Origin of the sequence: Streptomyces sp. NPDC127108 (genome assembly GCF_042677545.1) — a bacterium.
Classification (GTDB): Bacteria; Actinomycetota; Actinomycetes; order Streptomycetales; family Streptomycetaceae; genus Streptomyces.
In genome coordinates this window covers 22,537-36,630 of record NZ_JBHXTE010000062.1, presented here as the reverse complement: position 1 = coordinate 36,630, position 14,094 = coordinate 22,537, and the positions used below count along the sequence as shown (strand labels likewise).

10 protein-coding genes are annotated in these 14,094 nt (G+C 72.5%); 5 read left to right on the top strand and 5 right to left on the bottom strand.

Annotation, left to right across the window (positions count from 1 at the left end; all coding sequences use genetic code 11):
* Nucleotides 1-22 precede the first annotated feature (22 nt).
* Both ACFVHO_RS36550 and ACFVHO_RS36545 read left to right on the top strand, forming a co-directional pair.
* Nucleotides 23-1,993, top strand: coding sequence for an exo-alpha-sialidase (locus ACFVHO_RS36550; protein ID WP_385724577.1), 1,971 nt, complete (start codon nt 23-25; stop codon nt 1,991-1,993).
* A 10-nt stretch (nt 1,994-2,003) separates the two neighbouring features.
* Nucleotides 2,004-3,335 carry a hypothetical protein gene (locus ACFVHO_RS36545; protein ID WP_385724575.1) on the top strand — a complete coding sequence of 444 codons (1,332 nt, stop codon included), beginning with the start codon at nt 2,004-2,006 and terminating at the stop codon, nt 3,333-3,335.
* Here ACFVHO_RS36545 and ACFVHO_RS36540 read toward each other — a convergent pair.
* Nucleotides 3,271-4,344: a bile acid:sodium symporter family protein gene (locus tag ACFVHO_RS36540; RefSeq protein ID WP_385724573.1), complete on the bottom strand. Its 1,074-nt coding sequence runs from the start codon at nt 4,342-4,344 to the stop codon at nt 3,271-3,273. The genes ACFVHO_RS36545 and ACFVHO_RS36540 overlap by 65 nt on opposite strands.
* A gap of 171 nt (nt 4,345-4,515) precedes the next feature.
* Between ACFVHO_RS36540 and ACFVHO_RS36535 the strand changes: the two genes are divergently transcribed.
* Nucleotides 4,516-5,385 (top strand): LysR substrate-binding domain-containing protein, encoded by an 870-nt coding sequence (locus tag ACFVHO_RS36535; RefSeq protein WP_385724572.1) that lies wholly within the window; start codon nt 4,516-4,518, stop codon nt 5,383-5,385.
* Between the two features lie 24 nt (nt 5,386-5,409).
* Here the strand turns inward: ACFVHO_RS36535 and ACFVHO_RS36530 are convergent, their stop codons facing one another.
* A complete protein-coding gene (locus ACFVHO_RS36530; RefSeq protein WP_385724569.1) occupies nt 5,410-6,411 on the bottom strand; it encodes an Lrp/AsnC family transcriptional regulator in 1,002 nt (333 codons plus the stop codon).
* A 126-nt stretch (nt 6,412-6,537) separates the two neighbouring features.
* Here ACFVHO_RS36530 and ACFVHO_RS36525 point away from each other — a divergent pair, with 126 nt between their 5' ends.
* Complete coding sequence (locus ACFVHO_RS36525) at nt 6,538-8,061, top strand: MFS transporter (protein WP_385724567.1); 1,524 nt, start codon at nt 6,538-6,540, stop codon at nt 8,059-8,061.
* A gap of 204 nt (nt 8,062-8,265) precedes the next feature.
* On the top strand, nt 8,266-10,089 hold the full coding sequence (locus ACFVHO_RS36520; protein WP_385724565.1) for an AMP-dependent synthetase/ligase: 1,824 nt from the start codon (nt 8,266-8,268) through the stop codon (nt 10,087-10,089).
* A 50-nt stretch (nt 10,090-10,139) separates the two neighbouring features.
* Here the strand turns inward: ACFVHO_RS36520 and ACFVHO_RS36515 are convergent, their stop codons facing one another.
* The 3 genes from ACFVHO_RS36515 to ACFVHO_RS36505 form a co-directional block, all read right to left on the bottom strand.
* Nucleotides 10,140-11,726: a glycoside hydrolase family 28 protein gene (locus ACFVHO_RS36515; protein WP_385724562.1), complete on the bottom strand. Its 1,587-nt coding sequence runs from the start codon at nt 11,724-11,726 to the stop codon at nt 10,140-10,142.
* 154 nt (nt 11,727-11,880) lie between these two features.
* Nucleotides 11,881-12,999, bottom strand: coding sequence for a PQQ-dependent sugar dehydrogenase (locus ACFVHO_RS36510; RefSeq protein ID WP_385724559.1), 1,119 nt, complete (start codon nt 12,997-12,999; stop codon nt 11,881-11,883).
* Between the two features lie 26 nt (nt 13,000-13,025).
* Nucleotides 13,026-14,042, bottom strand: coding sequence for a chitinase (locus ACFVHO_RS36505; protein WP_385724556.1), 1,017 nt, complete (start codon nt 14,040-14,042; stop codon nt 13,026-13,028).
* Between the last annotated feature and the right edge of the window lie 52 nt (nt 14,043-14,094).

Here is a 14,094-nt window from a genome sequence, read left to right as displayed (position 1 = left end):
GTCGACATGAAGGGCCCGCACCATGCCGTCGAGACTCCGTGTACGCCTCAGACCCTCCTGGTCCCCCCGCTCCCCCGGGTCCCCCCGGTTGCCCCAGCTCCTGTTGTCCCCCAGGCGGCGTACCGTCGCCGCGCTGACCGCCACCGCGCTCGCCGCCCTGGCGCTGCCGCCCGCGCTCGGCGGCGCGGCCCGGGCCGCGGGCGAGGTGCGGGCTCCGTTCGAGCAGCAGATCCTGTTCAAGGCTTCCCAGGATCCCGGCTACGCGTGCTTCCGGATACCAGCGATCGTGAAGACGACGAAGGGAACGCTGCTCGCCTTCGCCGAGGGACGCGTCAACGACTGCAGCGACGCCGGTGACATCGACCTGGTCCTCAAGCGCAGCCACGACGGCGGCAGGACCTGGGGCCCGATGCGGGTCATCAACGAGGGCGGCGGCGACACGCACGGCAACCCCGCGCCCGTCGTCGACCGCGAGACGGGCCGCGTGGTGCTCGCCGAGACGTACAACCCGGGCCGCACGGACGGCAAGAACTGCGAGGTGCCGTGCGAGCGCACGCCTCATATGCAGTTCAGCGACGACGACGGCGAGACCTGGTCCAGGCCGCGGGACCTGAGCGACGAGATCCTGCCCGATTCCTGGAACTCCTGGTACGCCACCGGCCCCGTGCACGGCATCCAGCTCAGCCGCGGTCGGCACAAGGGCCGTCTGGTCCTGACCGTCAACGCCGAGTCGTGGAACGGCAGCCGCGTCACCGAGAACCACGCCTCACTGGTCGTCAGCGACGACGGCGGCGACACCTGGAGGATCGGTGCGACGGACTCGTACCCGATCTCCGCGAGCGACGGCACCTTCCGGCAGAAGCCGTCGGAGATGACCCTCACGGAGCGCGCGGACGGCACGATCTACGTGTCCGGGCGCGAGCAGGACGGCACCGACCTCGGCCACCGCGACCACGTCGTGAGCCGGGACGGCGGCGAGAGCTTCACCGGCTCCTTCGAGGCCAGCCCCGACCTGTACACCCCGCAGGTGCAGGGCTCCACGCTCCGGTTCGGCGGCCGGCTCCTGCTCGCCGCCCCCGGCGACCCGGACCGGCGCCGCACCATGACGGTCCGCTCCTCCTACGACGGCGGCCGCACCTGGGACAGCTTCGACCGCTCCACCGTCGTCACCACCGACTGGTCCGGCTACTCGGACATGGTGGCCGTCGACGACGAGCGGGTGGGCCTGATGTACGAGGGCGGCGCGGTCGACGCCCGCGACGAGATCCGCTTCGCGCGCTTCACCGAGGAGTGGCTGAAGCCGCGCCGCGGCCCCGACCCGCGCACCAGCGACTGGGCGCCGGGCGCGCCGGACGCGACGGTGCTCGGCGGCGCCCGGCCCACGGAGGGCGTGTTCGGCGGCCAGGCGCTCGCCTTCGACGGGGTCGACGACGCCGTGCGGCTGCCGTACAGCTCCCGGCTTCCGCTGCACAGCCGGGACTTCACGGCCTCGCTGTGGTTCCGCTACTCGGCGACGAACGGTGAGCAGCCGCTGCTCTGGATGGGCGGTGTCGGCACCGGCCAGCCGCAGGTGTGGCTGCGCGGGGAGCCCGCGAACAACCGCGTCACGGGCCTCATCACCACCCGCGACGGCGGCAGCCCGCCCCGCTCGGTGTCGCTGAGCACCGAGGGCGCGTACAACGACGGCCAGTGGCACCACATCGCGCTGCGCCGCGGCGGCGGGGAACTCTCCCTGTTCCTCGACGGCAACCGTCTCTCCCGGCCCGACGTCCCGGGCAGCGTCAGCCGCAACTCGCCGTTCGGCGTGCACATCGGCCAGCGCATGGACAGCCGGGCCCACTTCACCGGCGCCATCGACCAAGTGGCCGTCTTCGAGCGGGCGCTGAGCGACGACGAGGTGACGCGGCTCGGGTCCGACCGGGCCCCGTCCGCCGCTGTGAAGTGGAACACCGTGACCTGGCTGCCCATGGACCGGGTGCGTCCGGGGAACTAGCGTCCCGGGAGTGTCCGCAGCCACAGAGCCTTATGCGGCGCCGTCCACCACGGGCGGGCCACCGCCGGGTCGGGGCGCGCGCAGGACCTGGATCGTCCTGCTGCTCGCCCTGGCCTGCGCCGCCGTGCTCCTGACCGCTCTCCCCGGCGGCGAGGACGACCGGGAGAGCGGTCCCGCGTGCGCGGCCACCACCGTCGCCGCGTCCACGCCCGAGCGGGGGCTCACCCGCGCGTTCGCCTCGTACGGCGACGACGGCGGCCGCACCGACGACTGGACGGGCGGCGACGGCACGCACTCGGTGAAGCTGCCGGACGGGCGGGTGCTCTGGCTGTTCTCCGACACCTTCCTCGGGCAGGTGCACGCGCCGCCCAACCCGCAGGGGCAGCCGCACGCGTGGCGCGACACGAGCGCCCCGATGGTGCGCAACTCCGGTGTGGTGACGGACCGTTCGGGAGCCCTGGAGCGCACGCTCACGACCCCGATGTTCGCCGATCCGGCGCCGGGGCAGTGGCGCTGGCCGGTCGCCGCGAAGGTCGAGCCGCGCTCGCCGGGCGCCGACGAGGACGTCCTGCGGGTGCTCCTGTGGACCCGCGCGTCGGCCTCGGGCCCGTGGATCTACGGGGTGCCCGCCGCCACGGAGGTCGCCACGCTGTCCCTGCCGGACCTGCGGGTCGAGAACATCACGCAGATCTCGGACCAGCGCGGTGTCGCCGACCCCGAGAAGCGCGTCCTGTACGGCACGACGACCGTCGACGACGGCGAGTGGACGTACGTCTTCGGCGGCACCGACGCGCAGGCCGCCGCCCGCCCCTCCTCGCACGCCTACGTCGCCCGGGTCCGGCACGGCGCGCTCGCCGACCCCGCCGCCTGGGAGTACTGGGACGGCGCGGACTTCACCCGCACGGGCAAGCCTCGCCCGGTCCTCGGCAACGGCGACCACAAGGGCGTGGGCAGCGCCTTCACCGTGGTCCGCGCCCGGGGGACGTACGTCCTGCTCACCATGGCCGCGGGCGCCCAGGGCCTCACGGACGTCACGTCGTACTGGTCGTGCTCCCCCACCGGACCCTGGCACGGGCCCGCCAAGGCGTTCGCGCCGCCGCTGCCGAAGGACAGCGGGGGCGCCGGGGGCAGTGGGAGCGGCGCGGGCGCGCCGGACACGGCGGCCGCGGCGCCCTACAACCCGCAGGCCCACCCGGCCGTGAGCGGCGACGGGCGGCTCGTGGTGAGCTACGACGTCAACTGGCTGGAAGCGGCGGCGGCGAACGCGCAGGCCCACGTCAACCGGAACGTGGAGCTGTACCGGCCGCGGTTCGTGTCGCTGCGCTTCCAGCGCGAGAGCTGACCGGTCCGGTTCCGGTGTCCACCGCGCGCGCCTCGACCGCCTCCGGGTCCCGCGAGCGGCGCTTGGCGATCACCGCGCAGACCATGAGCTGCATCTGGTGGAACAGCATCAGCGGCAGGACCGCGAGCGAGGCCTGGGCGCCGAACAGGACGCTCGCCATGGGCAGCCCGGCGGCCAGGGACTTCTTCGACCCGGCGAACTGGATCGCGATCCGGTCGGCCCGCCCGAACCCGAGCTTCTTCGCGCCGTACCAGGTCAGCGAGAGCATCAGGGCGAGCAGCACCGCCTCGACGCCGAGCAGCGCGCCGAGCCGGGCCGGGGTGACCTGGCTCCAGACGCCCTCCACCATGCCCTGGCTGAAGGCGGTGTAGACGACGAGCAGGATCGAGCCCCGGTCGACGAGGCCGAGCACCTTCTTGTTGCGGGCGAGGAAGCCTCCGACCCACCGGCGCAGGAACTGACCCGCGAGGAACGGCACGAGCAGTTGCAGCACGATCTTCAGGAGCGAGTCCGCGGAGAACCCGCCCGCGCTGTGCCCGAGCAGCCAGGCCGCGAGCAGCGGGGTGAGCACGATGCCCGCGAGCGAGGAGAACGAGCCCGCGCAGATCGCCGCGGGGACGTTGCCGCGCGCCATCGACGTGAAGGCGATGGACGACTGGATCGTGGAGGGCACGAGCGTGAGGAACAGCAGTCCGCTGTAGAGCGCGGGCGTCAGGACGTACGGCACGAGTCCCTTGGCGGCGAGGCCGAGCAGCGGGAAGACCGCGAACGTGCAGAGCAGCACGGTGAGGTGGAGCCGCCAGTGGCGCAGGCCGTCCATCGCCTCGCGGGTGGAGAGCCGGGCCCCGTACAGGAAGAAGAGCAGCGCGACGGCGGTGGTCGAGGCGCCGGAGGCCACGTCGGCGGCGGTGCCGCGGGCGGGCAGGAGCGCGGCGAGTCCCACGGTGCCGAGCAGGGCCGCGATGTACGGGTCGATCGGCATCCAGGACGGCCAGGACGGGCGTTTCACAGTGCTCCATGCGCTCGGGTCCGCACGGGGCGGTGCGGCCCCCGTGCTCTTCGTCGTACGCCCCGTCGGCTCGGGGCGGTACGTGCCCTCTCCATGCTCCTCCTTCCGGCCGCGATCGGGAATCCCGCACACCGCTCTGACTGTCATCACGTTCCGCGATAGCCTGGGAGCGTGTACGACCCCGTTCAGCTGCGTACGTTCCTCGCGGTGGCCCAGACGTTGAGCTTCACGCAGGCCGCGCGCCGCCTCGGTCTGCGCCAGTCCACGGTGAGCCAGCACGTGCGGCGCCTGGAGGACGCGACGGGGCGGCCGCTGTTCACGCGGGACACCCACAGCGTGGAGCTGACGGAGCCCGGCGAGGCGATGCTCGGCTTCGCCCGCCGCATCCTGGAGGTGCACGAGCAGGCGTCCGCGTACTTCACCGGGGCGCGGCCCGGCGGGCGGCTGCGCTTCGGCGCCTCTGAGGACTTCGTCCTGACCCGGCTCACCGACATCCTGGAGTCCTTCCGGCGCGGGCACCCCGAGGTCGACCTGGAGCTGACGGTCGAGCTGTCCGGCACGCTGCACGAGCGCCTCGACGCGGGGAAGCTCGACCTGGTCCTCGCCAAGCGCCGCCCCGAGGACCCGCGCGGCGAACTGGTCTGGCACGACGACCTGGTGTGGATCGGCGCGCCCCGTCTGCGCCTCGACCCGGGCCTGCCGGTGCCCCTCATCGTGTACCCGCCGCCGGGCATCACCCGCGCACTCGCCATGGAGGCCCTGGAGCGCAGCGGCCGCCCCTGGCGCGTGGCCTGCACCAGCGGCAGCCTCAACGGCCTGGTGGCCGCGGCCCGCGCGGGCCTCGGCGTGATGGCGCACTCACGCGGTCTGATCCCCCCGGGCCTGGCCCGGCTCCCGGACCGGACGGGCCTGCCGGAGCTGGGGTCGGTGGACTTCGTGCTGCGGCACGGCGAGCGGGGCGCGGCGGCGCGCGGCGCGGCGGACGCGCTGGCGGCGGCGATCCTGACCGGCGGGGACCGTCTGCAACGGGGCCGGGGCTGAGCGTCCGGAGGGCGGCGGGAGCGCTCAGCGGCTCTGGCGGTACTTCAACTGCTTGATCCGGCGCAGGAACGGGGCCGTCTCCACGTGCTGGACGCCCTCGAGACGGCCGAGCCTTCCGCTGATGTAGGCGTACAGACCCGCCGTGTCGCGGGCCACGACCGTGGCGACCAGGTTCGAGGGGCCCGCGGTCGCCGAGGCGAAGGCGATCTCGTCGTGGGAGGCGAGGGCCTCGCCCACGGAGTGCAGGGCGGCGGGGGCTGCGGTGATCCACAGGGCCGCGGCCACGCGGTAGCCGAGCAGTTCGGGCGTGTACTCGATGTCGACGAAGACGGCCCGGGACTCCAGGAGCGCGGTCAGGCGGCGCTTCACCGACGACTCCGAGAGGCCGGTGGCGCGCTGGAGTTCGGGGTAGGTGGCGCGGCCGTCCGCTTCGAGCGCGGCCACCAGCGCCTCGTCCTCGGGCGCGATGCGGGCCGGGGTCCCCGGGGCGGCCGGGAGGCGCGGGGTCAGCGCCGCGAGCTGCGCCGCGTTCAGGGGCGCGAGTTTGCTGAGCCAGCCGCGCGCCCCGCCGAAGAAGCCGTGCAGCAGCTGGAACGCGCGGATCTCCACGATGTGCGGGGTGCGCGGCAGCTTGCCGAGGAGCAGGTCGTCGTGGTCGCCGGGGTTGCGGGGCCGGGTCAGGCAGGTCACTTCGGTGCCGCCGGACATCAGGGCGACCCAGGAGGTGTCGGGGCGGCGCGCGAGCGCGTTCGCGATGGTCTGCGCGCCCTCGGGCGTGCAGCGCAGCCGCAGCATCCAGAAGTCCGTGCCGAGCCGCTCCGCGTTGCGCACGCCGACCACGCTCAGGCCGCCCTCGGCGGTGAGCCTGCGGTAGCGGCGCGCGACGGTCTGGTCCGAGACGCCGAGGACCGCCGCGATCTTGCTGAAGGGCGCGCGGCCGTCGGTCTCCAGGGCGTGCAGGACCTGCGTGTCCAGCTCATCGAGGGTGCGGGGAGTGCGGGGAGTGCGGGACTTGTGGGATTCCACCGGCGTTCGCCTCTCTGATGTCGGATTCCGTCGGACTTCCACTAGGAGCCGTCACAATCGTGCGGCTCCGATGGATCGTACGTCGTCGTACGAATCCTTTGGACGTGGCACGAGGAGTGAGGAAGCATGCGCGCATGGGGGCCGCTGACCGCGGTGTGCCTGGGCACATTCATGCTGTTGTTGGACGTGACGATCGTGGTGGTGGCGCTGCCCGACATGGCGCGGGCGCTCGACGCGTCGCTGAGCGATCTGCAGTGGGTGATCGACGGCTACGCGCTCGCGCTCGCCGCGCTGCTGCTCGGCGTCGGCGCCGCCGCCGACGTCCTGGGGCGGCGTCGGACACAGGTCGCGGGCACCGTCGTGTTCGCGCTGGCGTCGCTGGGCTGCGGCCTGGCGTCGAACGCGGAGGTCCTGGTGGCGGCGCGGGCCGTCCAGGGGCTGGGCGCGGCGGCGATGTTCGCGACGACGCTGCCGTTGCTCGGGGCCGCCTACCAGGGCAAGCAGCGCTCGGTGGCGCTCGGCGTGTGGGGCGCGGTGAGCGGAGGTGCCGCCGCGCTCGGGCCGATCTTCGGCGGGCTGCTCACCGAGGGGCCCGGCTGGCGGTGGATCTTCTTCGTGAACCTGCCGGTGAGCGTGGCCGCGGTGTGGCTGACGCTGCGCTGGGTGCCGGAGTCGGCGCGGGCGGCGCAGGCGGCACAGTCAGGGGGAGCCGCGGCGCGGCGCGTGGACTGGGCGGGCACGGTGACGTTCGCGCTGTTCGCGGGGGCGCTGACGTACGGGGCGGTGCGGGCGTCGGCCGAGGGCTGGACGTCGGCGCGCACCGGCGTGACCTTCGCGGTCGCGGCGCTCGCGCTGGTCGCGTTCGTGGTCGTCGAGCGCCGCGTCACGCACCCGCTGATCGATCTGCGGCTGCTGCGCAAGCCCGCGTTCACCGGCGTCCTGATCGGCGCGATCGGCTACAACGCGGCCGCGTTCGGCGTCATCCCCTACCTCTCGATCTGGCTGCAGACGGTGCTCGGCATGAGCCCGGTGCGCGGCAGCCTGGTCCTGCTTCCGCTCGCGGCGACGGCGTTCGTGGTGGCGGCGATCGGCGGCCGGCTGCTGCACGGCGCGCCCGCGCGGTACGTCATCGGCTTCGGCCTCGTCCTGATCGGCGCGGGCGGCCTGGCGATGGCGGTGCTCGACGCCGGCTCCTCGTGGGGCGCGCTCGTGCCGGGTCTGACGCTGGCGGGCATCGGGACGGGCCTGGTCTCGCCGGGGCTCGCGGGGGCGGCGCTCGCGGCGGTGCCGCCGCGGGACGCGGGTATGGCGGGCGGTGCGGTGAACACGTTCCGGCAGCTCGGGTACGCGCTCGGCGTCGCGGTGTTCGGCACGGTCCTCACCTCCCGGATGCAGGACGCGATCGGCCAGGACGCGGCGCACACGGCCGCCGGGGGCGGGGCGTCCGCCCTCGCCGGTCAGGTGTCCGCGCACGACGTGCGGGAGGCCTTCGCCGCCGGGCTCAACGGGGCGTCCCTGACGGCCGGTGCGGTGGGGGTCGCGGCGGGCCTCGCGGTGCTCCTGATGGTCCGGACCAAACCCGCGTCCGGCGCAGGTCAGACCCCGTCCACGGCCGCGGAGCCGACCCCCGCGAAGCAGCTCCAGGGGTAATCGGCCGGTACAGATTCGGTGGAGATTACGCCACCGAAACTTACTCAGCCGTCAGTAATCTGTCCTGCCCTTACCCTTGTGGCCGCATTTCGCCTGCTGACCTGTGCCGATCGTGCACCTATGGGCGCTTCCCACCCCCCTCCCGGAAGGGATCGGGGTGGGGTACCGTCACCGGCGCTGTGCGGAGCGCCACAAGGAGCACCATTGCGCGAGTTCACGAACCCTCCCATGGCGTCGGCGCCACGGGTGGGCGGCCTTGCCGACGCCGTGTTCGACCATGCCCTTGAGGATCCGGTCCGCGTCGTCCTCGGCCGCAAGCTCGACGGGGTGTGGCAGGACGTGACGTCGGCGGAGTTCCGCGACGAGGTCCTCGCGCTCGCCAAGGGGCTGCTCGCGCAGGGGGTGCGGTTCGGCGACCGGGTCGCCGTCATGTGCCGCACCCGCTACGAGTGGACGCTGTTCGACTTCGCCCTGTGGACGGTGGGCGCGCAGGTCGTCCCCGTGTATCCGACGTCGTCGGCCGAGCAGGTCTTCTGGATGCTGCACGACGCGCAGGTGTCGGCGGCGATGGTCGAGCACGAGGACCACGCCATGACCATCGGCTCGGTCGTCGACCGGCTGCCCCAGCTGCGCCGTCTGTGGCAGCTCGACGGCGACGCGGTACGCGAACTCGTCGAGGCCGGGCGGGACCTGGACGACGAGGTGGTGCACCGGCACCGGCGCGCGGTCACCCCGGACTCCGTCGCCACCGTGATCTACACCTCCGGCACCACGGGCCGCCCCAAGGGCTGCGTCCTGACCCACGCGAACTTCATGTTCGAGGTGGACACGCTCATCGAGCGCTGGGAGCCGGTGTTCCGCGGCAAGCGCGGCGACGAGCCCTCGACCCTGCTCTTCCTGCCGCTCGCGCACGTCTTCGGCCGCATGGTGCAGGTCGCCGCGGTGCGCGCCCGCGTCAAGTTCGGCCACCAGCCGAGCCTGAACGCGGCCGCCCTCATCCCCGACTTCGCCGCGTTCCGGCCGACGTTCATCCTCGCCGTGCCGTACATCTTCGAGAAGGTCTTCAACGCGGCCCGCCGCAAGGCCGACCGGGAGGGGAAGGCGGGCCCGTTCGACAAGGCGGTGGAGGCGGCGGTGCGGTACGCCGACGCGATGGAGGCCAAGGCCTTCGGCACCGGACCCGGTCCTTCGACGGCGCTGCGCATGCAGCACCAGGTCTTCGACAAGCTCGTCTACGCCAAGGTCCGTGACGCCATGGGCGGCAGGGTGCGGCACGCCATGTCCGGCGGCTCCGCGATGGACCGGCGCCTCGGCCTGTTCTTCGCGGGCGCGGGCGTGCAGGTCTTCGAGGGGTACGGCCTCACCGAGTCCACGGCCGCCGCGACCGCCAACCCGCCCGAGCGCACCCGCTACGGCACGGTCGGCCAGGCCATCCCCGGCACCACCGTGCACATCGCCGAGGACGGCGAGGTGTGGCTGCGCGGCGGCCATGTCTTCCAGGGCTACCTCAACGACCCCAAGGCCACCGACGCGACCCTGCACGACGGCTGGCTCGCCACCGGTGACCTGGGCGCCCTCGACGACGACGGCTACCTCACCATCACCGGCCGCAAGAAGGAGATCCTGGTGACCTCCGGCGGCAAGAGCGTCTCGCCCGCGCAGTTGGAGGAACGCGTCCGCGACCACCCCCTGGTCGCCCAGTGCATCGTCGTCGGCAACGACCGCCCCTACATCGCCGCCCTCGTCACCCTCGACGCGGAAGCCGTCGAGCACTGGCTGTCCATGCGCAACAAACCTCCGATGCCCCCCGGCGACCTGGTCCGCGACCCCGACCTGGAGACCGAGGTGCGGCGCGCCGTGGTGGCCGCCAACACCCTGGTCTCGCAGGCCGAGTCGATCCGCACCTTCCGCATCCTGGCCCACCAGTTCAGCGAGGAGCACGGCCTGCTCACGCCCTCGCTGAAGCTCAAGCGCAAGGCCATCGAGCAAGCGTACGCGGACGAGGTCGAGGCGCTCTACCACTCCTGACCGGCGCCGCTCGCGGGGCGCTGGTCCTGGGGCGCCGGTCCTGGGGCGGGTCAGCCGCAGTCCTGGCTCGACCCGCTCTGGCTGATCCGCAGGGCGCGGCCGCCGGTGTCGGCGCTGTCGCGGACGCAGTAGCCCCGGGTCTTCTGGAAGACGAGGTCGGCGGGGCTCGACGTGCCGCGTTGGGCGGTGAGGGTGGTGAAGCGGATGGCTGTGCTCTCGTTGGCGATGACGGCGGGGCGGCCGTCGTCCGACCCGAAGCGGACCTCGCTGTCGACGAACGTGATCCGGTCGGCGCGGCGGATGTACCAGCCGTAGGCGGGGCGGGTGCCGATGCTCTTCGGGTTGTAGTCGGTGGACTTGTTGTCGGGCACGTCGGTGGACATGGCGCCGTTGCCGCCGGGCACCGTGAGGTCGACGTCGGTGAAGGTGACGTCCTTGATGCGGCTCTGCCCGGACTCGCCCCACAGGGTCGGTGAGAAGGACGGGCTCGCCCCGGTCGCCTTGATGTTGGTGTACGTGACATTGCTGATCGAGCCGACGCCCGGGTTGTTGCCGCAGCGTTTGCGGTTGCCGATCTTCTGCATGATCGGTGAGCGCACACCGGTCATGGTGATGTCCTTGTAGTGGACGTCGGAGATCTTCGAGCCGTCCATGGACACCATGCCGAGCCCGGACTTCTCCGAGCCCTCGATCCTGATCCGCTCGAAGCGGTAGTCGGTGAAGTCGCCGCAGGTCTCCGAGCCGAACATGAGCGCGTTGCAGCACCCGGCGGAGAGGTACGAGTCGCTCACGCGCACCCGGCCGTTGGACAGCTTCGCGCCGAGCGCGTAGTCGCTCTTGAACGCGAGCGCGTCGTCGTTGGCGTCGAGGTGGGCGTTGGTGATGGTCACGTCGGTGGTGTTGATGACGTTCCAGCCGTCGCGGTCCATCGCGGTGTCGATGGTGAGGCGGTCGGAGACCACGTCGTCGCAGCCGTTGATCAGCGCCGCGAAGTGGCCGCCCTCACGCAGCGTGAGCCCGTCGCCGATGCGCAGGCCCTGGCACCGCGTCAGCGAGATGATCTTGTCGGCCTCGCCGGACTTCGGGTCGCCGGTGATCAGGGCGCCGTCGCCGTCGATGACGCCCTCGCCGACGAAGGCGACATCGCGCAGCCGGTCGCCGTGGATCATCGCGTTGCGGAAGTGGCTGTGGCCGTAGTCCTGGTAGTCGTCCCACTCGTTGGGCTCGGGCGGGTCGTAGTCGTCGGCGCCGTTGCCGGAGAGCGTGGCGCCCTTGTCGATCCGGAGCGTCACCTGGCTCTTCATGTGCAGGGTGTTCTTGGACTCGTACGTCGCCCTGCCGTCCCCGGGCAGGCGCACGGTGCCGCCGCCCGCGGCGCTGGCCGCGTCGACGGCCTTCTGGATGGCGGGGGTGTCGTTGCTCGCCCCGTCGCCCTTGGCGCCGTAGTCGCGTACGTCGAACTCGGCTGCGGGCAGCGGCTGTCGGGACACCGCCGATCGGGTCGTGGTGGTCGCTTCCTCGCGGAACTGCGTGGCTCCGGCGGGCCGTCCGTCGAAGACCGCGAGCACCGCGAGCGCGGCGAGACCCGCGGCCAGGGCTCCGGCGCGTGTGCGTGATCTGCTCGGTGATCTGCTCATGTCCCGTCCCCTCGCTGTGCGTCGGCGGTCCGGAGCCGGTGCGGCCCCGGACCGTTCCCGCCCCGGCCGGGCCGACCGGCGACCGCCCGCCCCCACGGCGCGCGGCCGCCGCCCGCCCGGCCGGTGGTCACGCGGCCGGCCGGAGGCTCTCCGGCTAGCCGATGGTCACGCGGAAGATCTTGTCCGCGCCGTCCGGCTGCCCGCCGTTGCCGTCCGCGTTGGTCGTGGACAGCCACAGCGCCTGTGCGCCCGGCACGGCGGTCACCGCGCGCAGGCGGCCGTACTGGCCGACGTAGAAGGCCTTGGCCGTGCCGACGTTCTCGTTGTCGGCGTTGATGGGGATGCGCCACATGCGCTGGCCCTTGAGGGCCGCCATGTAGACGGCCCCGTCGACGATCGCCACCCCGCTCGGGGAGGCCTCCGCGACGCCCCAGGTCTTCTTCGGGTTGGTCATGCCGGAGACGTTGCAGTTGCCCTCGCAGGTGGGCCAGCCGTAGTTCTTGCCCGGCTTGATGAGGTTCAGCTCGTCCCTGGTGGCGTCGCCGAGCTCGGCCTCCCACAGGCGGCCCTGCGGGTCGAAGGCGATGCCCTGCGGGTTGCGGTGGCCGAGGCTGTACACGTGGTTGCCGAAGGGGTTGCCGGGGGCGGGCTTGCCGTCCCGGGTCATCCGCAGGATCTTGCCGTTGAGCGAGTTCTTGTCCTGGGCGAGGGGCCTGTCCTGGGCATCGCCGGTGGTGGCGTACAGATAGCCGTCCGGGCCGAAGGCGAGGCGGCCGCCGTTGTGGTACCTGGCCTTCTTGATGCCCTTGAGCAGCACGGTGTAGCCGCTGAGGGTGGAGCCGTCGTACGTCATGCGCGCGACGCGGTTGCCCTCGGACGAGGTGTGCATGAAGTACACGTAGTGGTTCGTCGCCCACTGCGGGTCCACGGCGACCCCCATGAGGCCGCCCTCGCCGCCCGTCGTCTGGGACTCGGGCACCGTGCCGACCTGCTTCTTCGTCGCGCCGTCGGCCGATATCGACCAGACCCGGAAGTCGTCGCGCTCGGTGACGAGCGCGGATTTGCCGTCGGGCAGCCAGGACGTGCCCCAGGGTATGGTCCAGCCGCTGGAGACGGTCTTGATGTCGGTGGGCTCACCGGCGGGCGCGGCCGGGGCGGCCGACCCCGACGGGGCGTAGGCCACAAGTCCCGTCGTCAGCGCGGCCGTCGCGGCGAGCGCCACCTTCCGGGCCAGACGGCTCCTGCTCCTGCTGTCGTGCACGAGAACCTCCATGGGGGGATTGCGGACGTGGGGGGGTGTCAGCCCGCGTACTGGGCCACGATCTTGGTGAATTCATAGGGCTGCTGGCTGATGCCGCTGCACGAGTCGCCCGGGCTGCCGCCGCCCGCGCAGGACCGGTCGCGGTTGACGGCCCAGAACGCGAAGCGCGCGATGTGGTGCTGCTGCGCGTAACCGAGGATCTTCTTGAAGTCGGCGGTGGTGACGGTCTCGCCCGCGACATCCGTCTTGCCGTTCATCGACGAGACGCCGATGCGCTTGTAGGCGTCGGCGTCGCTGTAGCCGTAGGCGCTCTTGACCGTGGACTTCAGGCCTTCGAGGGCGCTCACCGAGGCGTCGCCCATGGTGCCGCTGTGGCCGTCGAAGTCGAACGGCATGATCACCCAGGCGTCGGCGGCGAGCCCGGCCCGCGCGCCGCGCTGGATGAGGTCCTTGCCGGTGGCGTCGGGGCCGTTCGGGGTGGTGCCGAGGGTGACGTAGGTGACGATGCCCGGGTTCTTCTGCTCCACGATCTTCAGCGCGTCGACGACGCGCTGGCGCACGGTGGGGTTGTTGAACTCGGTGTTCTCGATGTCGACGTCGAACGCCTTCAGCTTGTAGGCGTCGATGACCTTCTGGTACGCCCCGGCGAGGGCGGTGGCGCTGGAGCACTTCTCGCCGAGCTTGGCGCCGCTCCAGCCGCCGACGGACACGACGATGTCGCCGCCCGCCGCCCGGATGGACTTGATGGCGGACTCGTCGGAGCCGCCCTTGAGCGGCCTGCTGCCGTCCCAGGCCGGGTTGCAGCCGCCGTCGGACAGGATGAACGCCAGCGTGAACCACTTCACGCCGGTCGCGGCCATCACGTCGGTGGGCTTTTGCGGATTGCCCCAGCCGAGGTACTCGTAGGGGGCGGCGTGGATCGTGCCCGCGGCCCGGGGAGCGGCCTTCGTCGGAGGAGCGGCCTTCGTCTGGGGAGCGGCGGCGGTCGCGGGCAGTGGGGACAGTCCGAGGACGGCGGCGAGGGCGAGTCCGCCCAGGCCCATGAGTCGGCGCACGGGGATTCCTTTCAGGTGCTTCGCACGAGTCAGGTGCTTCGCAAGAGTCGGC